Annotated in this window: 21 protein-coding genes and 1 pseudogene; 12 read left to right on the plus strand and 10 right to left on the minus strand. The window is 69.6% G+C overall.

Going from position 1 to position 24,058, the window contains the following annotated elements; translation table 11 throughout:
• Window positions 1–21: 21 nt before the first annotated feature.
• A complete protein-coding gene (locus J7I94_RS31590) occupies window positions 22–699 on the minus strand; it encodes a TrkA family potassium uptake protein (RefSeq protein ID WP_215172653.1) in 678 nt (225 codons plus the stop codon).
• Window positions 699–1,370: a TrkA family potassium uptake protein gene (locus tag J7I94_RS31595; RefSeq protein WP_189421006.1), complete on the minus strand. Its 672-nt coding sequence runs from the start codon at window positions 1,368–1,370 to the stop codon at window positions 699–701. Before J7I94_RS31595 ends, J7I94_RS31590 begins: the two co-directional genes overlap by 1 nt.
• A 613-nt stretch (window positions 1,371–1,983) precedes the next feature.
• On the opposite strand from J7I94_RS31595, the gene J7I94_RS31600 reads away from it, so the two are divergent.
• The gene (locus J7I94_RS31600) at window positions 1,984–4,044 is read left to right on the plus strand and encodes an APC family permease (protein WP_215172654.1); all 2,061 of its coding nucleotides are present in this window, start codon (window positions 1,984–1,986) and stop codon (window positions 4,042–4,044) included.
• A gap of 51 nt (window positions 4,045–4,095) precedes the next feature.
• The gene (locus tag J7I94_RS31605) at window positions 4,096–5,436 is read left to right on the plus strand and encodes a class I SAM-dependent RNA methyltransferase (protein WP_215172655.1); all 1,341 of its coding nucleotides are present in this window, start codon (window positions 4,096–4,098) and stop codon (window positions 5,434–5,436) included.
• A gap of 213 nt (window positions 5,437–5,649) precedes the next feature.
• Here J7I94_RS31605 and J7I94_RS31610 read toward each other — a convergent pair whose 3' ends face one another.
• Together J7I94_RS31610 and J7I94_RS31615 are read right to left on the minus strand one after the other, a co-directional pair.
• Window positions 5,650–5,958: a hypothetical protein gene (locus tag J7I94_RS31610; RefSeq protein WP_215172656.1), complete on the minus strand. Its 309-nt coding sequence runs from the start codon at window positions 5,956–5,958 to the stop codon at window positions 5,650–5,652.
• A gap of 87 nt (window positions 5,959–6,045) precedes the next feature.
• The gene (locus tag J7I94_RS31615; protein ID WP_215172657.1) at window positions 6,046–6,726 is read right to left on the minus strand and encodes a TetR/AcrR family transcriptional regulator; all 681 of its coding nucleotides are present in this window, start codon (window positions 6,724–6,726) and stop codon (window positions 6,046–6,048) included.
• Window positions 6,727–6,900: 174 nt separating this feature from the next.
• On the opposite strand from J7I94_RS31615, the gene J7I94_RS31620 reads away from it, so the two are divergent.
• A complete protein-coding gene (locus tag J7I94_RS31620) occupies window positions 6,901–8,637 on the plus strand; it encodes an ABC transporter ATP-binding protein (protein ID WP_215172688.1) in 1,737 nt (578 codons plus the stop codon).
• A complete protein-coding gene (locus tag J7I94_RS31625; protein ID WP_215172658.1) occupies window positions 8,634–10,430 on the plus strand; it encodes an ABC transporter ATP-binding protein in 1,797 nt (598 codons plus the stop codon). The genes J7I94_RS31620 and J7I94_RS31625 overlap by 4 nt, the downstream gene beginning before the upstream one ends.
• Here J7I94_RS31625 and J7I94_RS31630 read toward each other — a convergent pair.
• Entirely contained in the window at window positions 10,427–11,860 is a 1,434-nt protein-coding gene (locus J7I94_RS31630) for an MFS transporter (RefSeq protein ID WP_308114781.1), read from the minus strand. The genes J7I94_RS31625 and J7I94_RS31630 overlap by 4 nt on opposite strands.
• 109 nt (window positions 11,861–11,969) lie before the next feature.
• Here J7I94_RS31630 and J7I94_RS31635 point away from each other — a divergent pair, with 109 nt between their 5' ends.
• Window positions 11,970–12,575, plus strand: a complete 606-nt coding sequence (locus tag J7I94_RS31635; protein ID WP_215172660.1) for a TetR/AcrR family transcriptional regulator — start codon at window positions 11,970–11,972, stop codon at window positions 12,573–12,575.
• Window positions 12,576–12,591: 16 nt separating this feature from the next.
• Here the strand turns inward: J7I94_RS31635 and J7I94_RS31640 are convergent, their stop codons facing one another.
• Together J7I94_RS31640 and J7I94_RS31645 are read right to left on the minus strand one after the other, a co-directional pair.
• Window positions 12,592–13,308 (minus strand): spermidine synthase, encoded by a 717-nt coding sequence (locus J7I94_RS31640; protein WP_215172662.1) that lies wholly within the window; start codon window positions 13,306–13,308, stop codon window positions 12,592–12,594.
• Between the two features lie 97 nt (window positions 13,309–13,405).
• Window positions 13,406–15,091, minus strand: coding sequence for a ribonuclease J (locus tag J7I94_RS31645; RefSeq protein WP_215172664.1), 1,686 nt, complete (start codon window positions 15,089–15,091; stop codon window positions 13,406–13,408).
• 851 nt (window positions 15,092–15,942) lie between these two features.
• On the opposite strand from J7I94_RS31645, the gene J7I94_RS31650 reads away from it, so the two are divergent.
• Complete coding sequence (locus J7I94_RS31650; protein ID WP_215172666.1) at window positions 15,943–16,683, plus strand: CmcI family methyltransferase; 741 nt, start codon at window positions 15,943–15,945, stop codon at window positions 16,681–16,683.
• 25 nt (window positions 16,684–16,708) lie between these two features.
• On the opposite strand, the gene J7I94_RS31655 is transcribed toward J7I94_RS31650, so the two are convergent.
• Together J7I94_RS31655 and J7I94_RS31660 are read right to left on the minus strand one after the other, a co-directional pair.
• The gene (locus tag J7I94_RS31655) at window positions 16,709–17,086 is read right to left on the minus strand and encodes an antibiotic biosynthesis monooxygenase (protein ID WP_215172668.1); all 378 of its coding nucleotides are present in this window, start codon (window positions 17,084–17,086) and stop codon (window positions 16,709–16,711) included.
• A gap of 31 nt (window positions 17,087–17,117) precedes the next feature.
• A pseudogene (locus J7I94_RS31660) lies at window positions 17,118–17,639 on the minus strand (6-phosphofructokinase); the annotation flags it as partial.
• 228 nt (window positions 17,640–17,867) lie between these two features.
• On the opposite strand from J7I94_RS31660, the gene J7I94_RS31665 reads away from it, so the two are divergent.
• The 6 genes from J7I94_RS31665 (at window position 17,868) to J7I94_RS31690 (ending at window position 23,142) form a co-directional block, all read left to right on the plus strand.
• On the plus strand, window positions 17,868–18,311 hold the full coding sequence (locus tag J7I94_RS31665) for a MerR family transcriptional regulator (RefSeq protein WP_215172670.1): 444 nt from the start codon (window positions 17,868–17,870) through the stop codon (window positions 18,309–18,311).
• Window positions 18,308–19,918, plus strand: a complete 1,611-nt coding sequence (locus tag J7I94_RS31670) for a peptide chain release factor 3 (RefSeq protein ID WP_215172672.1) — start codon at window positions 18,308–18,310, stop codon at window positions 19,916–19,918. The genes J7I94_RS31665 and J7I94_RS31670 overlap by 4 nt, the downstream gene beginning before the upstream one ends.
• Window positions 19,919–20,607: 689 nt before the next feature.
• Window positions 20,608–20,889 (plus strand): hypothetical protein, encoded by a 282-nt coding sequence (locus J7I94_RS31675; protein WP_215172674.1) that lies wholly within the window; start codon window positions 20,608–20,610, stop codon window positions 20,887–20,889.
• A gap of 577 nt (window positions 20,890–21,466) precedes the next feature.
• A complete protein-coding gene (locus J7I94_RS31680; protein WP_215172676.1) occupies window positions 21,467–22,039 on the plus strand; it encodes a hypothetical protein in 573 nt (190 codons plus the stop codon).
• Between the two features lie 362 nt (window positions 22,040–22,401).
• Window positions 22,402–22,608, plus strand: coding sequence for a hypothetical protein (locus J7I94_RS31685; protein WP_215172678.1), 207 nt, complete (start codon window positions 22,402–22,404; stop codon window positions 22,606–22,608).
• Window positions 22,609–22,902: 294 nt separating this feature from the next.
• Complete coding sequence (locus J7I94_RS31690; protein WP_215172680.1) at window positions 22,903–23,142, plus strand: hypothetical protein; 240 nt, start codon at window positions 22,903–22,905, stop codon at window positions 23,140–23,142.
• Window positions 23,143–23,217: 75 nt separating this feature from the next.
• Here J7I94_RS31690 and J7I94_RS31695 read toward each other — a convergent pair whose 3' ends face one another.
• On the minus strand, window positions 23,218–23,643 hold the full coding sequence (locus J7I94_RS31695; protein ID WP_215172684.1) for a MerR family transcriptional regulator: 426 nt from the start codon (window positions 23,641–23,643) through the stop codon (window positions 23,218–23,220).
• Window positions 23,644–24,058 lie beyond the last annotated feature (415 nt).

Genomic DNA, 24,058 nt, shown 5'->3' on the forward strand with positions numbered 1-24,058 from the left:
TCCGGGCGCCCCCGGCCCCGCTCAGCCGGCGGAGCCACCCCGCCGAGCCGACAGCAGGTCCTCCAGCTGCCCCTCCCGGTCCTGCGCCGCGACGAAGAGCAGTTCGTCGCCCGACTCCAGCGAGTCCTCCTGCGACGGCGCCAGGACACGGGTGCCGCGGATGATGGTGACCAGGGACGTGTCCTCGGGCCACTGCACATCGCCGACCCGCGTGCCGGCCAGCGCGGACTCCTCCGGCAGCGTCAGCTCCACGAGGTTCGCGTCGCCGTGGCTGAAGCGCAGCAGCCGCACCAGGTCGCCGACGCTCACCGCCTCCTCGACCAGGGCCGACATCAGCCGCGGCGTGGAGACGGCGACGTCCACGCCCCAGGACTCGTTGAACAGCCACTCGTTCTTGGGGTTGTTCACCCGGGCGACGACGCGCGGAACGCCGTACTCGGTCTTGGCCAGCAGGGAGACGACCAGGTTGACCTTGTCGTCGCCGGTCGCGGCGATGACGACGTTGCAGCGCTGGAGCGCCGCCTCGTCCAGGGACGTGATCTCGCACGCGTCCGCGAGCAGCCACTCCGCCATCGGCACGCGCTCGACCGAGATGGCGGTCGGCGCCTTGTCGATGAGCAGGATCTCGTGCCCGTTCTCCAGCAGTTCGCCCGCGATCGAACGTCCGACCGCGCCGGCTCCGGCAATGGCGACCCTCATCAGTGACCGCCCTCCTCTTCGGGACCCTTGGCGAACGCCGCCTCGACCTTGTCGACCTCGTCGGTGCGCATCATCACGTGCACCAGGTCGCCCTCCTGCAGCACCGTCTGCGAGCTGGGCAGGATCGCCTCCCCGAGCCGGGTGAGGAACGCCACCCGCACCCCGGTCTCGTCCTGGAGCCGGCTGACCTTGTGGCCGACCCAGGAGGCCGCCGTGTGCACCTCGGCGAGCTGGACCCCGCCGGTGGGGTCGCGCCACAGCGGCTCGGCGCCCGAGGGCAGCAGGCGGCGCAGCATCTGGTCGGCCGTCCAGCGGACGGTCGCGACGGTGGGGATGCCCAGGCGCTGGTAGACCTCGGCGCGGCGGGGGTCGTAGATGCGCGCGGCGACGTGCTCGACGTCGAACATCTCGCGGGCCACCCGGGCGGCGATGATGTTCGAGTTGTCACCGCTGGAGACGGCGGCGAAGGCCCCGGCCTCCTCGATGCCGGCCTCGCGCAGGGTGTCCTGGTCGAAGCCGACGCCGGTGACCCGGCGGCCGCCGAACGAGGAGCCCAGGCGGCGGAAGGCGGTGGGGTCCTGGTCGATCACGGCGACCGTGTGCCCTTGCTGTTCCAGGGCGTGGGCGAGAGCGGAGCCCACGCGCCCGCAGCCCATGATGACAATATGCATCGCGTCACACCGTGCTTCCTGCGGGCCTTCGGACAGGCCTTCCGACCTGCGTTTCTGTCGTGCTCATGTCTCTCTTTCGGCTCACCTGGCGGCATGGTGCGGCCAGTGCGCGGGCCGCGGGGGACCATCATGCCGGTGACCGTCGGCCCTGACCCCTCCAGGGGCCCGGGACGCCGGGTTCCCCCGTCCGGGACCAACGTATCGGCGGGGTGCGGGGCGGGGGAGGGCACGGGCGCTCGGGTCGTCCAGGACTCCGAGGCGACGGGGCCGCGGGCTTCGGGTCACCGCTGCGGGCTACGGCCGGGCCGGGGGCCGGCGGCGCCCGATGCTGCGCACGCTTGCACGGGTGAGGAATCCGAGGCCGACGAGTGCGGCGAGGGCACCGATCAGCTCTGCGTGCGCGGGCATACGGCCTCCTGGACGGCGGCGAAGGGCCGCTGAAGTGGCGAGATTCGCATGGGTGGAACGAGTTTTGTCATATAGGCACACCAAGCCCGTCACCTGCGGAATCCGTAGCCGCACGGCCCTGTGAATTCACCCGGAGAGCAGAGGACGGCCGCGGCGGGGGTGGCGGGTGGGCGACCCCCCGTTCGAACGCTTACGATCCTCTGTTGTGTCCAAACTGACCGACGTGCCCAAGCGGATTCTGATCGGGCGCGCACTGCGCAGTGACCGGCTGGGGGAGACCCTCCTGCCGAAGCGCGTCGCCCTCCCCGTCTTCGCCTCCGACCCGCTCTCCTCCGTGGCATATGCCCCTGGCGAGGTGCTGCTGGTCCTGTCCATCGCGGGCGTGTCGGCGTACCACTTCAGCCCCTGGATCGCCGTCGCGGTGGTCGTGCTGATGTTCACCGTGGTCGCGTCCTACCGGCAGAACGTCCACGCCTACCCGAGCGGCGGCGGCGACTACGAGGTGGCGACCACCAACCTCGGCCCGAGGGCCGGCCTGACCGTGGCCAGCGCGCTGCTGGTCGACTACGTCCTGACCGTCGCCGTCTCCATCTCCTCCGGCATCGAGAACCTGGGCTCGGCGATCCCGTTCGTCGTCGAGCACAAGGTCTTCTGCGCCCTCGCCGTCATCGTGCTGCTGACGCTGATGAACCTGCGCGGCGTCAAGGAGTCGGGCAAGCTCTTCGCGATCCCGACGTACGTCTTCGTCGCGGGCGTCTTCATCATGATCGTCTGGGGCGTGTTCCGCGGCGCCGTGCTCGGCGACCACATGCACGCCCCGACCGCGGACTACGAGATCAAGCCCGAGCACCAGGGCCTGGCCGGCTTCGCCCTGATCTTCCTCCTGCTGCGCGCCTTCTCCTCCGGCTGCGCGGCGCTCACCGGCGTGGAGGCGATCTCCAACGGCGTCCCGGCCTTCCGCAAGCCCAAGTCCAGGAACGCGGCGACCACCCTCGCCATGATGGGCCTGCTCGCCGTCACCATGTTCTGCGGCATCATCGGCCTGGCCATGGCGACCGACGTGCACATGGCCGAGAACCCGGCCGCCGACCTGATCCACAACGGCGTCGCGGTCGGCGCGGACTACGTCCAGAACCCGGTGATCTCCCAGGTCGCCGAGGCCGTCTTCGGCAAGGGCAGCTTCCTCTTCATCGTCCTGGCCGCCGCCACCGCGCTCGTCCTCTTCCTCGCCGCGAACACCGCGTACAACGGCTTCCCGCTGCTCGGCTCGATCCTCGCCCAGGACCGCTACCTGCCCCGCCAGCTGCACACCCGCGGCGACCGCCTCGCCTTCTCCAACGGCATCGTGCTCCTGGCCGGCGCCGCCATGCTCCTGGTCTGGATCTACGGCGCCGACTCCACCCGCCTGATCCAGCTCTACATCGTCGGCGTGTTCGTCTCCTTCACGCTCAGCCAGATCGGCATGGTCCGCCACTGGAACCGCCACCTGGCCACGGAACGGGACCAGGCCGCCCGCCGCCGCATGGTCCGCTCCCGCGGCATCAACGCCTTCGGCGCCTTCTTCACCGGCCTGGTCCTGGTCGTGGTGCTCTTCACCAAGTTCACGCACGGCGCCTGGGTCGCGCTGCTCGGCATGTGCATCTTCTACGCCACGATGACCGCCATCCGCCGGCACTACGACCGGGTGGCCGACGAGATCGCACCGCCCGAGGGTCCCGACACCGATGACGTCGTCCGCCCCTCCCGCGTCCACTCCGTCGTCCTCGTCTCCAAGATCCACCGCCCGGCGCTGCGCGCTCTGTCCTACGCCAAGCTGCTGCGCTCGGGCAGCCTGGAGGCGCTCAGCGTCAACGTCGACCCGGCCGAGACCAAGACGCTGCGCGAGGAGTGGGAACGGCGCGGGATCGACGTACCGTTGAAGGTGCTGGACTCGCCGTACCGGGAGGTCACCCGCCCGGTGATCGAGTACGTCAAGAGTCTGCGCAAGGAGTCGCCGCGCGACGCGGTGTCGGTGATCATCCCGGAGTACGTGGTCGGCCACTGGTACGAGCACCTGCTGCACAACCAGAGCGCGCTCAGGCTCAAGGGCCGCCTCCTGTTCACCCCGGGCGTCATGGTGACCTCCGTCCCCTACCAGCTGGAGTCCTCCGAGGCCGCCAAGCGGCGGGCCCGCAAGCGCCAGGACTGGAACGCGCCCGGCGCGGTCCGGCGCGGCCCGGCCCACGACCACCACGACCGGGCCAAGGAGTCCTCGCAGTCGACGTAGACTGGTCGGCTGTTGTCGTCACTCGTCCCCTTTCACTGGAGTCACCCCGCCATGCAGGCAGAACAGAACACGTCGCCGGCCGGGTCGCTGGTAGGGGAGGAGTACGAGGTCGAGGTCGGCCCCGTCGCCCACGGCGGCCACTGCGTAGCACGCACCGCCGAGGGCCAGGTGCTGTTCGTCCGGCACGCGCTGCCCGGTGAGCGGGTCGTGGCCCGGGTCACCGAGGGCGAGGAGGGCGCCCGCTTCCTGCGCGCGGACGCGGTCGAGATCCTGGACGCCTCCAAGGACCGCATCGAGGCCCCCTGCCCCTTCGCCGGCCCCGGCCGCTGCGGCGGCTGCGACTGGCAGCACGCCAAGCCGGGCGCCCAGCGCCGCCTCAAGGGCGAGGTCGTCGCCGAGCAGCTGAAGCGGCTCGCGGGCCTCACCCCCGAGGAGGCCGGCTGGGACGGTACGGTGATGCCGGCCGAGGGCGACAAGCTCCCCGCCGGCGAGGTCCCGGCGTGGCGCACGCGCGTGCAGTACGCCGTGGACGCCGACGGCAACGCGGGACTGCGCCGCCACCGCTCGCACGAGGTCGAGCCGATCGACCACTGCATGATCGCGGCGCCGGGCGTCTCCGAGCTGGGCGTCGAGAAGCATGACTGGGCGGGCATGGAGTCGGTGGAGGCCATCGCTGCCTCCGGCTCCCAGGACCGCCAGGTGATCCTCACGCCCCGGCCGGGAGCGCGGCTGCCCCTGGTCGAACTGGACCGGCCGGTGTCGGTCATGCGGGTCGGGGAGAAGGACGGGGGCGTGCACCGCGTCCACGGCCGCCCCTTCGTCCGCGAACGCGCCGACGGCCGCACCTACCGCGTCGGCAGCGGCGGCTTCTGGCAGGTCCACCCGAAGGCCGCCGACACCCTGGTGACGGCGGTCATGCAGGGCCTGCTGCCGCGCAAGGGCGACATGGCGCTCGACCTGTACTGCGGTGTCGGCCTCTTCGCCGGCGCCCTGGCCGACCGTGTCGGCGACACGGGCGCGGTCCTGGGCATCGAGTCCGGCAAGCGGGCGGTGGAGGACGCGCGGCACAACCTCGCCGGGTTCGACCGGGTACGGATCGAGCAGGGCAAGGTCGAGGCGGTCCTGCCGCGCACGGGGATCTCCGAAGTGGACCTGGTCGTCCTGGACCCGCCACGGGCCGGTGCCGGTCGGAAGACGGTGGAACACCTGGCGTCGCTGGGCGCGCGGCGGATCGCGTACGTGGCCTGCGATCCGGCGGCGTTGGCCCGGGATCTGGGGTACTTCCGGAGCGGGGGGTATCGGGTGCGGATGTTGCGGGTGTTCGATCTGTTTCCGATGACCCACCACGTGGAGTGTGTCGCCATCCTTGAACCGGCCGCGAAGGGCTCCTGACCTGCGGTTTCTTACGCGCGCATTATGTGCGTTGTGGGCGTTACGGGCGATATCTTGACGCTGAAATGACGCTCGTGACGCTCATTTGACGCTCGTTCTGATGGGGCGTCAGGCGTTCGTCTCCGCAGGTGACGCCGCGTCGGGTGTGGCCCGAGAAGACTTGTCCTTTACCTGCTCTTGGTGAAGTCGTGTTCAATATGCTCCGTTTTGGGCTCAGTAGGAGTGGGGGCCGTAAGGGCTCCAATGGCCGAGAAAGGGCTTGAGGTCGTCGCCGCTGGGCTTCGGCGGCGTGGGTAGTTTCGGTGTCGAGGTGGACTGGGAGAGGCGTTGAAGATGGGCGTCTGCGAACGTGAGCCACTCCTCGATCTCGGTCCTTTCCAGCCCGGGCGGCAGTGAGGTGACCCCGTCGCGCACCGTTGTGACGTATTCGGTCAGGCGCTTGGCCTGGTGCCAGATGCCCGACTGTTCTTCGAGTTGTTTGGCGCGGTAGGTGTGGGCGTATGCGACGCGGGCCTCCTGCATGGCGGCTTCCCAGCGCTGTTGCTTCGCTTCTCGGGCTTGCTGGTCTGCGAGGCGCGGTGCGATGGGGTCGGCCCGCCTTGTGCTCCGTCAGCCGGTGGTCAGGGTGATCGCGTCGGGAATGGTGTCGAACGCTTCGCTCACGCGGGCGGCGAGTGTCGCACGGCCGCCCTTGCCTCGCTGGCCAGCGCCTTTGCCGCGGCCCGCGGTCCAGTTCTTGGCGCCGACACGGTAGGCGCCGAAGGCGATTTCGCCGAGCAGGCGCAGTCGTATGTCCTCGCGGCCATCGCGTCCGAGTTTGGCTTCGAGCTGCTCGACGATCTGCTCCTGGTGGTGGCTGGCCATGACGAGACTGTGCCTGCGCAGGCCACTGTGGCCGGCGGCGAGGCGGCGGGTGGCCAGGAAGCGGCGGGGCCAGTCCTCGTCCATGCCGGTGATGGCCGTGGTCAGGGCGGTCCGTAGGGCGGTGAGGACGTCGCCGTGCAGATCGGTCGCCGTGAACTCGTCCACGTAGGCGATCCACAGCTCGGCCTCCGCGGCGAGGGCCACGGACTCCTTGGACGAGTAGTAGCGGAAGAAGGTCCGCTTGGAGATCTCGACCTCGTCGACGAGTTCGTCCAGGGTCACCTCGTCGAAGCCCCGCTCGGTGAAGCGCGTGAGTGCCACGTCGGCCAGGGAGCGGAAGGTGCGCTGCTTCTTGCGCTCGCGCAGGGGCAGAGTGCGGTCGGCCGCGCTGTCGACGGCGGAGGAGCCGGAGGTCGGGGTCGCCATGCACGTCACTCTAAGCCTTCCGAGGGAAAAAGCCTCTGATGCATCTGTGCTCCTCATGGCATACTGCCACTCAGTGACGTTTCTGCTCGCTCGGTCCGGAGTCGCCATGCATCTCGCTGCTCACAGCGGAACACCCGACCAGGCCGCCCCGGGCGGGGGTGAGTGGGCGTGACCGTGCTGTTCCGGCTGCTGACCGCCGGACTCCGTCCCTACGCCCGTGACGTCGCCCTGATCGCCGTGCTGCAGCTCGTGCAGATCACCGCGACGTTGTATCTGCCGACGCTCAACGCGGACGCCATCAACCACGGGGTCCTGACCGGCGACACCGGGCACGTCCTGCAGGTCGGCGGGGTGATGCTCGGTGTGACGCTGGTGCAGATGGCGTGTGCCGGCGTGGCTGTCCACCTGAGCGCGCGGACGGCGATGGCGCTGGGCAGGGACCTGCGGGCGCAGCTCTTCGCCCGGGTCCAGACGTTCTCGGTACGAGAAGTGGAACGCTTCGGTGCGGCCTCGCTGATCACCCGGGCCACCAACGACGTACAGCAGATCCAGACCCTGGTCCTGCTGGTGTTCACGCTGGTGGTTGCGGCTCCGGTGATGGGCGTGGGCGCGCTGGTGATGGCGGTGGGGCTGGACGCGGAGCTGTCGCTGCTGCTCGTGGTCGTGCTGCCCGTGCTGACCTGTGCGATGGGCGTGATCTTCGGCCGGCAGATGCCGCTGTCGGCCTCCCTGCAGCGCCGGGTCGACCGGGTCACCAAGGTGGTGCGGGAGCAGATCACCGGGATCCGGGTCGTCCGGGCCTTCGTGCGCGACCGGCACGAACAGGAGCGGTTCGCCGAGGTCAACCGGGATCTGCTCGACGTCGGGCTGCGGCTGGGGCGCATCCAGGCGTTCGGGATGCCGACCGGCATGCTGATCCTGGAGTTCTCGGGGATCGCGGTGCTCTGGTTCGGCGGGCACCGGGTGGCGGAGGACGGCATGCAGGCCGGGACACTGATCGCGTTCCTGCAGTACCTCACGCAGATCCTGCAGGCCGTGATGATGGCGATGATGGCGTTCCTCCTCTCGCCCCGGGCGAGCGTCTGCGCGACGCGCATCCGTGAGGTACTCGAGACCCGCAGCAGCCTGATCCTGCCCGACACACCGGTCACCGTCCTGCCCGAGCCCGGCCACCTGGAACTGCGTGACGTCGGCTTCCGCTACCCGGGCGCGCAGGAACCGGTACTGCGCGGGGTCTCGCTCACCGCCAGCCCCGGTCAGACGGTCGCGGTGGTCGGATCCACCGGCAGTGGCAAGACGACGTTGCTCCAGTTGGTGCCCCGGCTGTTCGACGCGACCGACGGGCAGGTCCTCGTCGGCGGCACGGACGTACGCGAGACGGACCGGGCCACGCTTGCGGCGACGGTCGGACTGGTGTCGCAGAAGCCGTACCTCTTCTCCGGCACCATCGCCTCCACTCTTCGCTACGGACACCCGGAAGCGACCGACGAGGAGCTCTGGCAGGCGCTGGAGACGGCGCAGGCACGCGACTTCGTCGAGGCCCTGCCGGAACGGCTCGACGCACCGGTCGCGCAGGGCGGCGGCAACCTGTCGGGCGGGCAGCGTCAGCGCCTGGCCATCGCGCGGGTGCTGCTGGCCCGGCCGGACGTGTACCTCTTCGACGACTCCTTCTCCGCGCTGGACGCGGCCACCGACGCCCGCCTGCGTTCCGCGCTGACCGGCCGGACCGCCGGGGCGACGGTCGTGATCGTCGCCCAGCGGGTGTCCACCGTCCGCCACGCCGACCGCATCGTCGTCCTGGACGAGGGCCGGATCGAAGCGAGCGGCACCCACGAGGAACTGCTGGACACCAGCTCGACCTACCGGGAGATCGCCCTCTCCCAGATGACCGCAGAGGAGGCGGCCGTATGACGGCCGATGCCCCGAGCACGTCGAAGCCCCAGGACTTCCGCCGCTCCGCCGCGCGGCTGCTGCGCGCCATGGGCCCCGACCGGCGTCTGCTGGTCCTGTGCCTGGCGCTGAGTGTCGTGAGCGTGGCGCTCACCGTGTCGGTGCCGATGATCCTCGGGCACGCGACCGACCTGATCGTGTGGGGCGCCGCAGGTGACGGAGTGGACTTCGGGCGAGTGGGGCGGGTGCTCGCGGTGGCGGCCGTCCTGGTCGTCATCTCCGCGTCCTGCGCCTTCGCCCGCGGGCGGCTGGCTCAGGACATCGGCCAGCGCACCGCCTACCGTCTGCGTGAGCAGGCGTCCGCCAAGCTCACCGTTCTGCCCCTGAGCTACCTCGACCGCCGCCCGCGCGGCGACCTGGTCTCCCGGCTCACCAACGACGTCGACAACATCGCCCTCACCCTCCAGCAGCTCCTCACCAAGATCGCCGTGTCGCTGCTCAGCGTCGTCGGCGTCCTCGGGATGATGCTGTGGCTGTCACCGCTGCTCACCCTGATCGCGGTGGCGTCCCTGCCGGTGGTCGCGGTGGTCACCAGGTGGCTGGGGCGCCGCTCCCAGCCGGAGTTCACCGAGCAGTGGCGGGCCACCGGCGAACTCGGCGCCCATGTCGAGGAGATGTTCACCGGGCACGAGCAAGTACTGCTCTTCGGCCGCGGCGAGGACGCACAGCGAATTTTCGACCAGCGCAACCACGGTGTCTTCGAGGCCGCCCACCGCGCCCAGTTCCTGTCCGGCATCATTCAGCCGGCCACGGCCTTCCTCGGGCACCTCACCTTCGTGGCCGTCGCCGTGGTCGGCGGGCTGAGGGTGGCGTCGGGCGCGATGACGGTCGGCGAGATCCAGGCGTTCATCACCTACACCCTGCAGTTCAACAACCCCCTCACCCAGGCAGCCGCCCTGGTCGGCATCGTGCAGTCCGGCGTCGCCTCCGCGGAGCGGGTCTTCGAACTCGTCGACGCGGACGAACAGACTCCCGACCCCAGGGAACCGCAGCGGCTCCCGGAGGCTTCGGGCAAGGTGGAGTTCGAGGAGGTGTCGTTCCGTTACGAACCGGACGAACCGTTGATCGAGAACCTCGACCTCGTCGTCGCACCGCAGGAAACCGTCGCCATCGTCGGCGCCACCGGCGCAGGCAAGACCACCCTGGTCAACCTCTTGCTGCGGTTCTACGAACCCACCAGCGGTCGCATCACCCTCGACGGCATCGACACCCGCAACCTCTCCCGTGCCGAACTGCGGCACCACATCGGCATGGTGCTCCAGGACACCTGGCTCTTCGAAGGCACGATCGCCGCCAACATCGCCTACGGCAGGGACGGAGCCACACACGAGGAGATCGTCGCGGCGGCGACGGCGGCCCGCGCCGGCCACTTCATCCGCACCCTGCCCGACGGCTACGACACCCTCCTCGACGAGAACGGAGCGAACCTCAGCGCCGGGGAGCGTCAACTCCTCACCATCGCCCGCGCCTTCCTCACGAAACCGTCCATCCTCGTCCTCGACGAGGCCACCTCATCCGTCGACACCCGCACCGAGGTGCTGATCCAGCACGCCATGGCCGACCTGCGTACCGACCGGACCAGCTTCGTCATCGCCCACCGCCTCTCCACGATCCGCGACGCGGACACCATCCTGGTCATGGAGCAGGGACGCATTGTCGAACGCGGCCGACACGAGGAACTGCTGGCGACAGGCGGCGCATACACGCGGCTCTACGCGGCCCAGTTCGCCCAGCCTGCCACGCAACCGGCCTAACCGGTCCGCCCAGGGCGGCGCGGCAGGGCGAGCGCGACGACGGCCGTGACGGCCAGGACCATCGCGATGGCCAGGAACGCCCGCGCGTATCCCGCGGTGAGCGCCTGCGCGCCGGCGACGTCGGTCGCGGCGAGCGTGGACAGGCCGGCGAGACCGAGGGCACCGCCGACCTGTTTGGTGGTGTTCATCAGTCCGGACGCCGCCCCCGCGTCTGCCGGACCGACGTCGCTGGTGACCGCGGTGGTGATCGGCGTGAGCAGCAGCCCAGTGCCGATCGAGACGACCAGTGCCGGACCCAGCACCCCGTCGACGTAGCCGCTGCCGGTGCTGATCCGGCTCTGCCACCAGAACCCGGCTGCCGAAACGACGGCACTGGTGATGATCAGGATCCGCGGGCCCGCGAGTTCCATCAGGCGTGGCGCGAGGCGGGCGCTCACGGCCGTGGTCACCAGGGTGTGCGGCAGGAAGCCGACGGCCGTCCGCAACGGGCCGTAGTGCAGCACCTGTTGCATGTAGAGGGACAGGAAGTACCACATCGGGACGAGGCAGGCTCCCGTCAGCAGCAGGATCAGGTTGCCCACGCCCACCGAGCGGATCCGCAGGAGGTGCGGAGGCACCAGGGGAGTGCGTGCCACACGGGCCTGCACCCAGGCGAAGGCCATCAGAGCGAGCAGCCCCACCGTCATCACCCCCACAGTGAGGGCATCGCTCCAGCCGCGTGACTCCACCTGCGCCAGGGCGAAGGTGAGCGCGGTGATCCCGGCGGTCGCCAGCGCGGCCCCCACAACGTCAAGGCGTGGGCGCGACCCGCCGGCCGGCCTGCCTTGCAGGAGCCGTACGCCCGCCAGCGCACCCACGGCTCCGACAGGCACGTTGACCAGCAGAATCCACCGCCAGGACAGGTACTCGGTCAGCGCGCCGCCGATCAGGTTGCCCGCAGCGCCCCCCGCGACCCCGACCGCCGTCCAGGCCGCCAAGGCGCGCGTTCGCGAGGCCCCTTCGGGGAACGTGCCGGTCAGCACCGTCAGCGTCGCCGGGGCTAGCAGCGCCGCGCCGGCGCCCTGCGCCGCGCGGGCCGCGATCAGTGCTCCGGGCGACGCGGCCAGCCCACCCACCAGGCTCGCGCCCGAGAACAACGCCAGCCCGAGCACGATGGACCGCCGGTGCCCCAGGATGTCGGCGAGGCGGCCCCCGAGCAGCAGCAGCCCCGCGAACGCGAGCCCGTACGCGTTGACCACCCACGACAGGTCCGCCGTCGTGAAGCCGAGGGCAGCGCGGATCGACGGCAGCGCGACATTCACCACGGAAACGTCCAGCACCACCATGAACTGCGCGGCACAGGCCAGAGCAAGGACCCAGGCCGCGCGACGGAGCCCGGCGCCGGGAGCCCGCACCATGCTTCCCTCCGGCGCCGCGTTGTCCTTCGTCACGTCACCCAGCCTCCCCAGACGTTCACCGGTCGGGCGCGGCCACCCTCACCGAGCCGCGTGGACCGTTATGATACGCCGTACCAAAACGTCAGGGGAGAGTGAGACGAGCGTGCCGAGGACCGCCGACCATGCCCAGCGCCGGGCCCAGATCATCGATGGCCTGGTCCGCCTTGCCACCCGCTCCGGCCTGCACGCCGTGACGATGCGCTCGGTCGCCGCGGAGGCGGGCGTATCGGTCCGGCTCGTTCAGTACTACTTCGAGACCAAGGCGCAGCTGCTGCTCGCCGCGCTGCGGCAGCTGGAAGAGGACAGCCACGCCCGGTGGGCGGTCCGCCTCGCCGCCCAGCACGGCCCGCAGAGTCCGCGCGAACGGGTCGAGGCACTGCTCGCCGAGGCCCTGCCCACCGATGAGGCGAGCCGGACCTTCCACCTCCTGTGGACCTCGTGCGCGATGCTGGCGATGACCGACCCGGAGCTGGCCGCCCAACCCTTCGTCGAAGGACCCAACCGCCTGGAAACACAACTTGCCGAGCTCTTGCGGCAGGCGCAGAGCGACGGCGTGCTCGACCGGAAGGCGGATCCGGGCGCCGAGGCGGCCCGCCTGCTCGCCCTGAGCCACGGGCTCGGCACGAGTGTCCTGGTGGGCCGGCGCACGGCTCAAGCTGCCACGGAATTACTGGGCTACCACCTCGATCGACTGTTCGCTCCTCGGTAGGCCGCAGCCGAGGCGGCTACTTCTTGCGCGCCACGTACACGGTGTTGGTTGCCGTGCCGTCCTGGAGAGGGTTGTCGAACGTGACGACGTGAGCCTGCGGTGCGGCGAAGGCGTCCGCGAGCGCGGAGGTGAACTGCTCGTCCGGCGGATCGTTCGACCACAGGGCGAACACCCCGTCCGGGTGGAGATGCGCTGCCAGGGCACGAAGGCCGGCAGGCCGGTAGAAGGCCGCATGGCGGGGGTCGAGCACATGGCGCGGTGAGTGGTCGATGTCCAGCAGGACGGCGTGGAAACGACGGCCCGGCATCGTCGGGTCCAAACCACCGGGATCGGCGGCCAGCGCGAAGAAGTCCCCATGTACCAGTCGGCAGCGCGCATCCGAGGTCAGTGCGGTGCCGAGGGGGACCAGGCCGCGCTGGTGCCAGTCGATGACTTCGGCGAGTGCGTCGATCACCGTGAGCGTGCCCACCCGGGGATCGTCCAGCGCCGCCCGGGCGGTGTATCCCAGCCCGAGTCCGCCGACGGCCACGTCCAGCCGGACATCCGGCAGCCTCGCCAGCCCCAGCTCGGCCAGCGCGACCTCACCGGCCGTGAAGAGGCTGGACATCAGGAACTCGTCGCCCAGTTTCACCTCGTAGACATCCTCGCCCGTCGCCGGATGGCGGCGCCTTCGCAGACTGATGTCACCGATCGGCGTCTCCCGCCAGTCGATCTCCTCGAAACGCAGACTCATCCGTTCACCTTTCTGACGTCCGTGCGCTGGGAAAAACTGGCCCCGGGACGGTGCCTGGCAGCAGGGCCGGCCCGGGGCGATGTGGAACGCGCCCCTGTCAGGCGTCGACGATGACGGGAATGACCAGTGGCCTGCGGCGGTGCGTGCGGAACGCCCAGTTCGCCACGGCGCGGGCGATGAGCTGTTCGAGCTGGCGCGCGTCACCGACGCCTTCCTGTGCAGCGGTGGCCAGTGTCTTCTCGATGACGGGGACGACGGGCTCGAAAGTGGTCTCGTCGTGCACGAAGCCACGGGCCAGGAAGTCGGGCGGCTCGGCCAGCGCGCCGGTGTCGGCGTCCACGAGGGCCACGACGGTGACGACACCCTCCTCGGCGAGGGTGAGGCGGTCCTTGAGGGACGCCTCGGTCGCGCCGCCGACCTCCATGCCGTCCACGTACACGTTGCCCGCGGGCACCTTGCCGCTGATGGAGGCGCGACCGTCTACGAGGTCGACGACGACACCGTCCTCGGCGATGACGACCCGCTCGGGGTCCACACCGGTACGAATCGCCAGGTCCGCGTTGGCCCGCAGGTGCCGGAACTCGCCGTGCACGGGCATGACATTGCGAGGCTTGACGATGTTGTAGCAGTAGACGAGTTCGCCGGCGCTGGCGTGGCCGGAGACGTGCACCTTGGCGTTGCCCTTGTGGACGACGTGGGCGCCCCACCGGGTGAGGCCATTGATCACCCGGTAGATGGCGTTCTCGTTGCCGGGGATGAGGGAGCTGGCGAGCAGGACCGTGTCGCCCTTGCCGACGCGGATCATGTGGTCGCGGTTGGCCATCCGTGAGAGCGCGGCCATCGGCTCGCCCTGGGAGCCGGTGCACACCAGGGTGACCTTGTGGTCCGGCAGCTTCTCCAGCTCCTTGGTGCTGACCACCAGACCGGACGGGACGCGGAGGTAGCCCAGCTCGCGGGCGATGCCCATGTTGCGGACCATCGACCGGCCCACGAACGCCACCTTGCGGCCGTACTGGTGAGCGGCGTCCAGGACCTGCTGGATGCGGTGCACATGGCTGGCGAAGCTGGAGACGATGACCCGCCTGGGCGCGGTGCGCATCACCTGCTCGATCGCCGGGTTCAGCTCCCGCTCGGACGTGGTGAACCCGGGCACCTCGGCATTGGTGGAGTCGGTGAGGAAGAGATCGACGCCCTCCTCACCGAGCCGGGCGAACGCCCGCAGGTCGGTGATGCGGTCGTCCAAGGGGAACTGGTCCATCTTGAAGTCGCCGGTGTGCAGCACCAGGCCGGCGCCCGTCCGCAGGGCCACCGCGAGCCCGTCCGGAATGGAGTGGTTGACGGCCACGAACTCGCAGTCGAAGGGACCGAAGCCACGTCGGTCGCCCTCTCGTACGAGAACCGTGCGGGGCCTGATGCCGTGCTCCTTGAGTTTTGCCTCGATGAAGGCGAGCGTGAGCTTCGACCCGACGACGGGGATGTCGGAGCGCTCCCTGAGGAGGTAGGGGACGCCGCCGATGTGGTCCTCGTGGCCGTGGGTGAGCACGATGGCCACGACATCGTCCAGGCGGTCCCGGATCGATGTGAAGTCAGGAAGGATCACGTCTACGCCGGGCTGGTTCTCCTCCGGGAACAGCACGCCGCAGTCCACGATCAGCAGCTTGCCGGCATGCTCGAAAACGGTCATGTTGCGACCGATCTCGCCCAGACCGCCCAAGGCGGTGACCCTCAGCCCTCCGTCAGGCAGCGGCGGGGCAGACTTGAGTTCTGGATGCGGATGACTCATACCCTGACGCTATCCGAGAGTCCTTCGGGGGTGGTTCGTGGCCTGCCTGGTGCAGTCGAGCAGTATGCGGGACTCGGAACTCGGACGCGACGGCAGGGAGGGAGGTGCCGACGCCCCGGGGCCCAGGAAACGGGCGGGTGTCCGACCTCGGGGCGTACGGTCGCGGCTCCGGACCGCACGGGGATACGGGTCCCGGGCCGCGAGGCGGTGCGTCGCCGGTCTCTTCCGCGGCGCCACCCACTACAGCATACCCTCACGTTGCGTAATAGATGACGACTTCGCGGCCTGGACGACAAGACTAGTAAGCAGCGGCTTGTCGATGGTTGCGTCTCGACTGTGAGGTAACACTACACTTGCGTTAAGGTAGTGTTCGACGCTGGACGAGACGATTTGCTCCGGGAGATGCCCACGTCAGCTCTGTCGCGGTTGCGCTTTGGCCAGTTGGGTGCCCGTGGAGGCCGTCCGATTCGGAGCCGCGCCCGTGCGTCGGCCGGCTGTCTCGGATGTGAAGGGGAATCGTGGCTCTGTTCATGCTGCAGCTCGCCAGTGGTGAGAAGGCGGTTATCGACGCGGATGCCGCTGGGTGAACCGCAGCGGGAGAGATCGTCCTCGAACGCACCGACCGGTTCGGCCCGGCTGTTCGGCTGAGGACTTACCGGGCCGAGGAGGTGTCCGCGGTGTTCCGCCAGGCTCCGGTGGACGGCGGCGGCTATGGCTGGGTGCCTCAGCCGGCCACTGGACCGTGGTGGTGCTACTGAGCACCCGCGTCCTTCGAGGGCTGTCCGTGCACGGGGAACGGCGGCCTGCGAGCAACAGCCACATCCTGTGCTCCAGGGAGGGAGAGGAGAGCCATGAGCGAGCAACGAAGCGACATGGACGGTAGACCCGCAGCAGAACTCCCTCCGCAGGTGCGGGCGGTGCCCGAAGGCAGACTCCTGCAGTACTGGAAGGAACGAGAACGCCAGCACGTGCGCGACGTCTACGCAGGACTGCGCATCAAGAAGTTCCCCGAAGACCTGCGTATGTTCGAACACTTGCTGTGGCTCTCCCGCGCGCAGGTGGTCGTCGAGTTGGGAACGCATCTGGGCGGGTCCGCGCTGTGGTTCCGGGACCGGTTGCGCACGCTGGCCGCCTACGGCCGGGTGCCCGAAGACATTCGCGTCGTCACCGTGGACACTGCCCAGGACCGGGTTGCGACGCTGTTGCGGAACGCGGATCCGTACTTCGACAAGGACATCGTTCTGGTCGAGGCGGACGTCACCGATCCGGGTGTCACCGAAGCCGTGTCCCGGCACGTCCCGTCCGGCGCCCGGTGCCTCGTCGTCGAGGACACCGCTCACACCTACCGCACCACCTACGCCGCGCTTCAACACCTTTCCGGACTCGTCGCCACCGGCGGCTGCTTCGTCGTCGAGGACGGCATCGTCGATGTTCCGCAACTGCGCCCCGAAGGCATGCCCGGAGGCGTCGTGCCGGCCATCCAGGACTGGCTCACCACGGATCAGGGGCGCGCCTTCCACGTGCGCCGAGACCTTGAGCGGTACGGCATTACGTCCCACCCCCACGGCTGGCTTCAGCGCATCCATCCGTGACCGGCGCCGGGCATCCCTCCTGCGGTCAGCGTTGAGGCATGGCCAGCGAGCGGTGGAGGCGGTAGCGCCCGCCGTGGGTGAGGCGGACGCCGGGCGTGTCGGACATGATGGCGTGGGCCTTGTCGTGGTCCCCGGCTTCGGCGGCTTCCTGGTGGGCCTCTGGGGTGGTCCACTCGGTGTACAGCAGTACGCGGCTGCCGTCGGCGCTCAGCATGAAATGCGCTGAGATCGCGCCGGGATGGCCGCCGTCCTCAGGCTGGACGGCGATGAGGCCGTCGACGAGATGGCGCTGCCGCTCGGGGCCGTCGGTGTCGAACGCGGCGGTGATCAGGCAGCCCGGGACGCGGGCCTCATTGGGCTCTGTCAGGCTGCGGTGCAGGCGAAAGCGGGGCGGGCCGGCCAAGGCGGCCGTGTAGCCGCCGCCGCGCAGGTGAGCCGGTGTGCCGCCCCATGACCTCGACGATGAGCACCCGCTGGTGGGACTCGGCGGTGGTCTTCAGCCGGTCCAGGGACTCGGTGGCGACGGTCACGGCCGTGTCGAAGCCGGAGGTCACGTCGGTGACCGCTATGTCGTTGTCGATGGTCTTCGGCACGCCCACGATCGGCAGGCCGCTGTCGGACAGCAGCCGGGCCGCCTTCAGCGGGCCCTCGCCGCCGATCGGGGTGATCGGGTCCAGGCCGAGTTCCCCGAGGTGTCCCCGGGCGCGCTCGACGCCGTCGCGCAGGTGCTCGGGATGGTCCAGGGAGGAACCGAGGATGGTGCCGCCGCGCGCCAGGATGCCGTCGGCCGCGTCCAGGTCGAGCTTGAGGTAGTCGCACTCCAGGAAGCCCTTCCAGCCGTCCCGGAAGCCGATGGCCTCGTCGCCGTGGTCGACGACGGCACGGTGCACGACGGACCGGATGACGGCGTTCAGGCCGGGGCAGTCGTCACTGGACGTGAGGACACCCATACGCATGGCTGGGAAAGCTCCAGAGTGGGGTGGTGCGATTCCGGGCGGATCTGGCCGGCAGTGGTGCACGTGGACGGCAGCGTCACCCCGAGGTGGGTGGGGCGACGCTGCCAGTGACGACGACGGCAATCTGTCCAGGGTTGCCACCGCTCCACGCACTTGCGAACTTACCTTAACGAGAGGGTAGCGTTGTAGTCGGCAACGGTGCCAGCACATCGAGCGAGGCGGTGAGCCATGGGCGGAAGACTGATGCAGATCGGCGAGGTGTCCGAGCGCACGGGACTCTCCCTGCGCACCATCCGCCACTACGAGGACGTCGGTGTGGTCGCTCCCAGCGAGCGCAGCTCCGGCGGGTTCCGTCTCTACACCGAGGCCGAGGTGCGCCGCCTGGCGCTGGCCCGGCGCATGCGCCCACTGGGCTTCTGCCTCGAAGACGTACGAGCCGTGCTGGACGTACTGGAACAGCTTCCGGACGGTGGCGAGCCGCTGCCCGAGACCGACGAGCAAGCACACGAGGAACTGGTGGCACGACTACGCACGTACTGGGTGGAGGCCGACGCGCGGTGTGGCGATCTGCGGCGCCAGCTGGCGTCCGCCGAGGAATTCGCCCACTCCCTGCACGGACACCTGGCCCGGCTCATGGACGCCGACGCGGTCGGCCGGAAGGCGGCACGATGAGCCCGAACAGCGAGTGGGCTGCCGGCGAGGCCGCGCGTCGGCGCACGTTCGCGGTGATCAGTCACCCGGACGCGGGCAAGTCCACGCTCACGGAGGCTCTCGCCCTGCATGCCCAGGCGATCACCGAGGCGGGCGCGGTGCACGGCAAGTCCGGACGGCGCGGGGTGGCCTCGGACTGGATGGAGATGGAGAAGGCCCGCGGTATCTCGGTCACCTCCGCCGTGCTGCAGTTCGCACATCACGGGTGCGTGCTGAATCTCCTGGACACGCCCGGCCACGCGGACTTCTCGGAGGACACCTACCGGGTGCTGGCCGCCGTGGACTGCGCGGTGATGCTGATCGACGCGGCCAAGGGGCTGGAGGAGCAGACCCGCAAGCTCTTCGACGTCTGCCGCCACCGCGGTATCCCGGTCATCACGTTCATCAACAAGTGGGACCGGCCCGGCCGCGAGGCCCTGGAACTGCTGGACGAGATCGAGCGCGAGTTCCGCCTCAAGCCCACCCCCATCACCTGGCCGATCGGCGACGCGGGATACCTGCGTGGCCTGATCGACGTACGCGAACCGGGACGGATGCTCCGCTACACCCGCAGCCCCGGCGGTGCGCACGAAGCGGTCGAGGAGACGGTGCCGGCCGATCAGGCGGCCCAGGAGGAAGGCGCTGACTGGGGCAAGGCGCTGGAGGAGTTGGACCTTCTGCGGGTCGACGGTGCCGTGCACGATCAGGAGACGTTCCTGACGGGGCGCTCCACCCCCGTGTTCTTCGGCGCTGCCGTGTCCAACATCGGCGTGCGGCTGCTGCTCGACGCCGTCGTCGACCTCGCCCCGGCCCCCGGTCCACGCGAGTTGGCGGGCGGCGGCTCGCGGCCGGTCGACGCCGCGTTCTCAGGGCTGGTGTTCAAGGTCCAGGCCAACATGGACCCCGCCCACCGCGACCGGATCGCCTTCATGCGGGTCTGTTCCGGCATCTTCGAACGGGGCATGACCGTCACCCGCGCCGCCTCCGGCAAACCGTTCGCCACCAAGTACGCCCACAGCGTCTTCGGCCAGGACCGCTCCATGGTCGACATCGCCTACCCCGGCGACGTCGTCGGCCTGGTCAACGCCGCCGCCCTGCGTGTCGGCGACACCCTGTACGCCGACCAGGCCGCGGTCTTCCCGCCGATGCCCACCTTCGCGCCCGAGCACTTCGCGGTGGTCCGTCCCGTCGACATCAGCCGCTCCAAGCAGTTCCGGCGCGGCATCGCGCAACTGGACGAGGAAGGGGTCGTCCAGGTCCTCGTTTCCGACCTGCGCGGGGACCAGGCACCGGTACTCGCAGCTGTCGGCCCCATGCAGTTCGACGTTGTCAGCGCACGGATGGCTGGGGAATTCTCCGCTGCTGTCAGGCTGGAGAGCCTCCCGTACCACCTGGCCCGGGCCACCGACACGGCCGGCGCCGACGCGCTCAACCGCTCCCGCCTGGTCAAGGGGGAAGCACTCACCCGCCTGCGCGACAAGGCCCAGCTCGCCCTCTTCCCGGACCGCTGGCAGGCCAACTCCTTCCAGCGCGAGTTCCCCGACGCCCACCTCGCCCACCTCATCGCCGCCCACGATCAGGTGCCGTGAGCGACTTGGCCCACCGGAGCGGCTGTAGAGCGAGCCGCGTATGCACGGTAGGCAGGTGCTGCGGCTGTGGCTCCCTGAGTCCCGGCGTCGGCCGACGCACAGCCCTTCAGCACAGTCAGCCTACCCTCACGTGAGGGTAGGCTTTAAGGCGTCGTCCAGGGAGGAGGTGGAGGATCATGGCGAGCGTGACAGCCTGTCCTGCCTGCGGGGAGGCAGAAGAACTACGCGGGACCCCCGCGGACGATGACATCCGGGTCACCTGCCTGAGGTGCGGCGAGCAGTGGATGCGGGGCGGACTCCGGTGCGTGAACTGCGGCGGTCAGGACATCGTTCACCGGCCGCAGGCCATGACCCGGCACTCACGTGGAACACAGCTGTCCATCATCGGCTGGCGCGAACTTCCCCTGTGCCGCATATGCGACGCCGATGCACTGGAGACATCCACCTCCCAGAACATCCCCGTGCCCAGCGACTACGTCGCGGCCTGCCTCGGAGCCGCTGCCTCTGCCACTCCGGACGCGGAGGTGACCACCGAGCTGCCCGCGACCTCGACTGCCTCGCCACCCGCCCCGCGGCCCGTGTCGACGCCCGAAACGAAGCCGGCCGCAGTCCAGGGCGAACCGAGGCAACCGCGCACTCCTCCGCGCCCACGACCCCCTCGGTCGAAAGCCGCACCCTCACCGTCGACGGTGCCGACCGTCCGGCAGGCGATCGCTGCCTTCATGGGTGAAGCCTCCGGTCAGCCCGACGCCACCGCGATGCTGCTGCTGGGTACGCACTTGGGCTCTCACCAAAGGCTTGGCGTGTTGGAACAGGAGGGCGCCGCCGACCGGCTGGCTGACTGGTGTCAGGGGCACTGGGGTGGCGGCAGCGACCGCGATCAACGCGCCCTGAGCACCATCTGCCGGGCAGTCGACTTCTGGGGGACCCGCGGCTGGCTCACGTCCGACCCCGCTGCGCGGCTGCGCTAGCGGCGGGCAGGGCGGCAGTCCCGGGCCATGAGCAGCATGGAGGACCGTCCCGGGACTGCCGTGCCGATGGTGACCTGTCCAGTGGATCCATCGACAGAGGCAATCTACTCGTACGTAAGAATAGGAAGCCAATCCTGTCAGTCAGGAATGGGCTTCACAGCGTGCGTACTCTCGCGTTAGGTTAGGGATGAACGGTCGGCGCCGATGTCCTGCGTCCCGCCTCGGGCCACAAAGGCGGGGCTCGGCAGCGGCCCCGAGGCGGCCGTCGGCCGCAGCCCGCGAGGCCAGGTTCTGGCGTGACCGAAGCGGTCTCGCGGGCCCGGTTTCCTCCGGGCACTGCTGCGGGCGCCGCTCCCCGACGCATGCCCGGTCCTCAGCCCGCAGACAAGGAGCCCGCATGCCGTCCTCCGCTTCGCACTCCGGCGCTTCCTGTACCGGCGAGACGTCCGACATGCGGCACCTGGCTGCGGTCGCTGCTCGCCTGGCTCGTACGCTGCCGTCCCCGTCACCACCCCTGGGGGTCCTGCGCGGTTGGAACCGAACCGATCGGGACAGGGCGAAGCGGCTGCGTCACCACTTGAACGAACACGGCATCCGGTCGATGGAATTGAGTCCGGTTCCCGAAGCCGGCGAACGCGACGCAGGGCACCGAAGCCCGGCGCGACCTCGGGTCGAGCTGCTGGTGCATGCCGGCGGGCCGCAGCCGGAGCAGGCCATGCGGGCCGCGGCCCTGTGGCGGATTCCGCTGCTGATGGAGCCGCAGGAAGGGGCGCCGGGTGGCGAGCCGAACTCCTTCCGGGGCCACCGTAGACCGGTCATCGGAATCCACCTCGCCGATGGGGACTTCGTTGTGGCGGTGCGTGAGAATGCACTTGTGGCACTGCAGCCGCACCCCGGCAATGCCCGGCTCATCCTCGACAACGAGAAGATCCTCGCCCCCGGTGAACAACCACTGGGCATCCGCCTGACCGGCGAGGGGCAGTTGGAAGTGCGAGGTGACGCCTTCGGTCTTCGCCGCGTCCGGCGACTGCGCTTCGAACGGGCCTGGGGTGCCTACCGGTTGGACATCGACGGCACACCTTCGCGGGACGTCCGCGCCCCGCTGCGCATGGAAGCCCAACCGGGGCGGCTGCACCTGCTGCATCCCTGACCAACAGCCGCTTACCGCGCGCATCAGTGGGTCACCGCGCTGGCGAAGTCTGTCACACCCTCCCCATATGGCAGTGTTCAATCGAGCGGGCAGTGCATCGGCTGCGCCCTTCGAGGCCAGGCCATGACCACTACTTGATTTCCCGAAGGAGTGAAGCTTGCCATTCGACTCTACCCTTGCGTTAGAGTAGAGGGGCTCGCCGACAGTGTCGGTCTGCTTTCGAGTGCTGTTCCCGGGCCGTGCCCGAGCCTGTGGTGAAGGGCGGCCCGGGAACAGTGCAAACGCCGCCCGTCGGGCTGCCCCGACCAGTGCCGCGAGGTAATGCCTGCGAGCGCGCTCGGACTTCACACCTGGGGAGAGCCATGACCGAAGATGTCACCCGCATCGAGATCGCAGACCATCTGGCCGGCGTGTTCGCCAACGGCGCGGTCACCAAGCACGACCTGCTGATCGCCGCCGCCGTTGCCCGGGCCGAGGTGCGTGACGTTCTTGCAGAACTGCGGGATCGCCGCTACACGGAACTGCGTCAGGTCTGGGAGGACCTGCCGTGGGTTCCGGTCGGCGCCTGAGCCGGCGGACAGCGTGATCGTGCCGGTCTTCATGTTGCGGCACGCCGACGGCCACGACGCGGCCGTCGAGGGGGCCGCTGTCGGTCGCACGACCGAGGGCGAGATCGTCCTGGAAGGAATCGATGAGCAAGGCAGTGTCAAGCGGCTGCACACCTTCCGGGCCGGGACGGCCACTGCCGTCTTCCGTCGTCGTCCCCTCGACGGCGGAGGACACGGCTGGTTTCCGCAGCCCGCTGACGGGCACGTGGCGGTGCCGCTGACGCGGGCGCCGAGGGAAAGGAGAAGGGCGGAGCAGTGGGTCTCTTTCTGCTGCAGATGAGCGACGAGTCCGAAATGATCCTCACCGCCGGCCGAGCCACACGCACGGACACCGGAGACATCGGGTTCGAGAGAGTCGACGCCTGCGGCAACTGGTCCCGCTTCTGCACGGTCGCCGGCGGGCAGATCAAGGCAGCCTATGCGCGCAAGACTGACGGAGACGGGGCGGAGCGCTGGGAGCCCCAGCCGTCCACCGGACGCTGGTGGGCCTACTGACCATCGACCGGGTCCGCCGTACGCCCATAGCGAGGGAGGGCCTCACTTCGGGAGGTGCGGGCCCATCCTCGCGCTCTACCGTTGCGGCCGCTTCCTGCCGGAGTCGGTCTCGAGCCTTCGCTGCAGAGTGGCGGCGAAGTCCTCGGCCATCGTCAGGCGCGCGCGCAACGTCTCGCAGCGCGCGTCGGCCACTTTCCGGTAGGAGTCCAGCCGCTCCCGCAACCGCTCCCTCTCCTCGCCGGCCGGGGCCTCATCGGGAGCAGCGAGCCGGTCGGTGATGTCCAGCAGGTCCCGCATCTCCTCAAGGGAGAAGTCCAACGGCTTCATGCGGCGGATCACCATGAGCCGTTCGACATCGGCCTCCGTGTAGAGGCGGAAACCGCCCTTGCTGCGGGCCGAGGGAATAACGAGGCCGACTTCTTCGTAGTGACGGATGGTGCGCAGCGACAAACCGGTCCGTTCGGCGACCTCGCCGATCTGCATGTGCCGCTGTTCCGTCATCGTCCTGCCATCTCCCTCTGTTCGGTCTGCCGGGGCTTCGAAACCGTTAAGTGAACTACTCTACGTGAGAACAATCACAGGGCCTCGTGCGCTGTTTACCTGCGCTTCACAAGCCGCAACTCGCACTCTGCCCTCACGTCAGGGTAAGCTGCTTAGGTGCTCGCCTTCACCGTCCATTGCAGGGTAGGGGCGAAACTGCAGTGGTGTCGGCCCCGACCGGGTCTCTGGCGGCACTGAAGACTTCCGGGCAATGATGCCCGACCGGCGACCTGAGGGTCGCCGCCCTGTCCGGCAAGGCCCCCGCCGAGGCGGCTGGGCTGCCAGACGATTCCTCACCGGGATCACGTACGCCGAGCGCGTGTGTCCAGCGGCAACGGACGCCTGCGCCTGAACAGAAACGGTTGCATGTCCTCAC

The organism is Streptomyces sp. ISL-12 (assembly GCF_018614415.1).
GTDB lineage: Bacteria > Actinomycetota > Actinomycetes > Streptomycetales > Streptomycetaceae > Streptomyces.

What these genes read in the sequence shown, in the direction of transcription:
- J7I94_RS31605 (WP_215172655.1), top strand. Translation starts at nt 4,096, where the DNA reads ATGCAGGCAGAACAGAACACGTCGCCGGCCGGGTCGCTGGTAGGGGAG.
- J7I94_RS31670 (WP_215172672.1), top strand. Translation starts at nt 18,308, where the DNA reads ATGAGCCCGAACAGCGAGTGGGCTGCCGGCGAGGCCGCGCGTCGGCGC.
- J7I94_RS31595 (WP_189421006.1), bottom strand. Translation starts at nt 1,370, where the DNA reads ATGCATATTGTCATCATGGGCTGCGGGCGCGTGGGCTCCGCTCTCGCC.
- J7I94_RS31650 (WP_215172666.1), top strand. Translation starts at nt 15,943, where the DNA reads ATGAGCGAGCAACGAAGCGACATGGACGGTAGACCCGCAGCAGAACTC.
- J7I94_RS31665 (WP_215172670.1), top strand. Translation starts at nt 17,868, where the DNA reads ATGGGCGGAAGACTGATGCAGATCGGCGAGGTGTCCGAGCGCACGGGA.
- J7I94_RS31615 (WP_215172657.1), bottom strand. Translation starts at nt 6,726, where the DNA reads ATGGCGACCCCGACCTCCGGCTCCTCCGCCGTCGACAGCGCGGCCGAC.
- J7I94_RS31645 (WP_215172664.1), bottom strand. Translation starts at nt 15,091, where the DNA reads ATGAGTCATCCGCATCCAGAACTCAAGTCTGCCCCGCCGCTGCCTGAC.
- J7I94_RS31640 (WP_215172662.1), bottom strand. Translation starts at nt 13,308, where the DNA reads ATGAGTCTGCGTTTCGAGGAGATCGACTGGCGGGAGACGCCGATCGGT.
- J7I94_RS31625 (WP_215172658.1), top strand. Translation starts at nt 8,634, where the DNA reads ATGACGGCCGATGCCCCGAGCACGTCGAAGCCCCAGGACTTCCGCCGC.
- J7I94_RS31685 (WP_215172678.1), top strand. Translation starts at nt 22,402, where the DNA reads ATGACCGAAGATGTCACCCGCATCGAGATCGCAGACCATCTGGCCGGC.
- J7I94_RS31590 (WP_215172653.1), bottom strand. Translation starts at nt 699, where the DNA reads ATGAGGGTCGCCATTGCCGGAGCCGGCGCGGTCGGACGTTCGATCGCG.
- J7I94_RS31610 (WP_215172656.1), bottom strand. Translation starts at nt 5,958, where the DNA reads ATGCAGGAGGCCCGCGTCGCATACGCCCACACCTACCGCGCCAAACAA.
- J7I94_RS31695 (WP_215172684.1), bottom strand. Translation starts at nt 23,643, where the DNA reads ATGACGGAACAGCGGCACATGCAGATCGGCGAGGTCGCCGAACGGACC.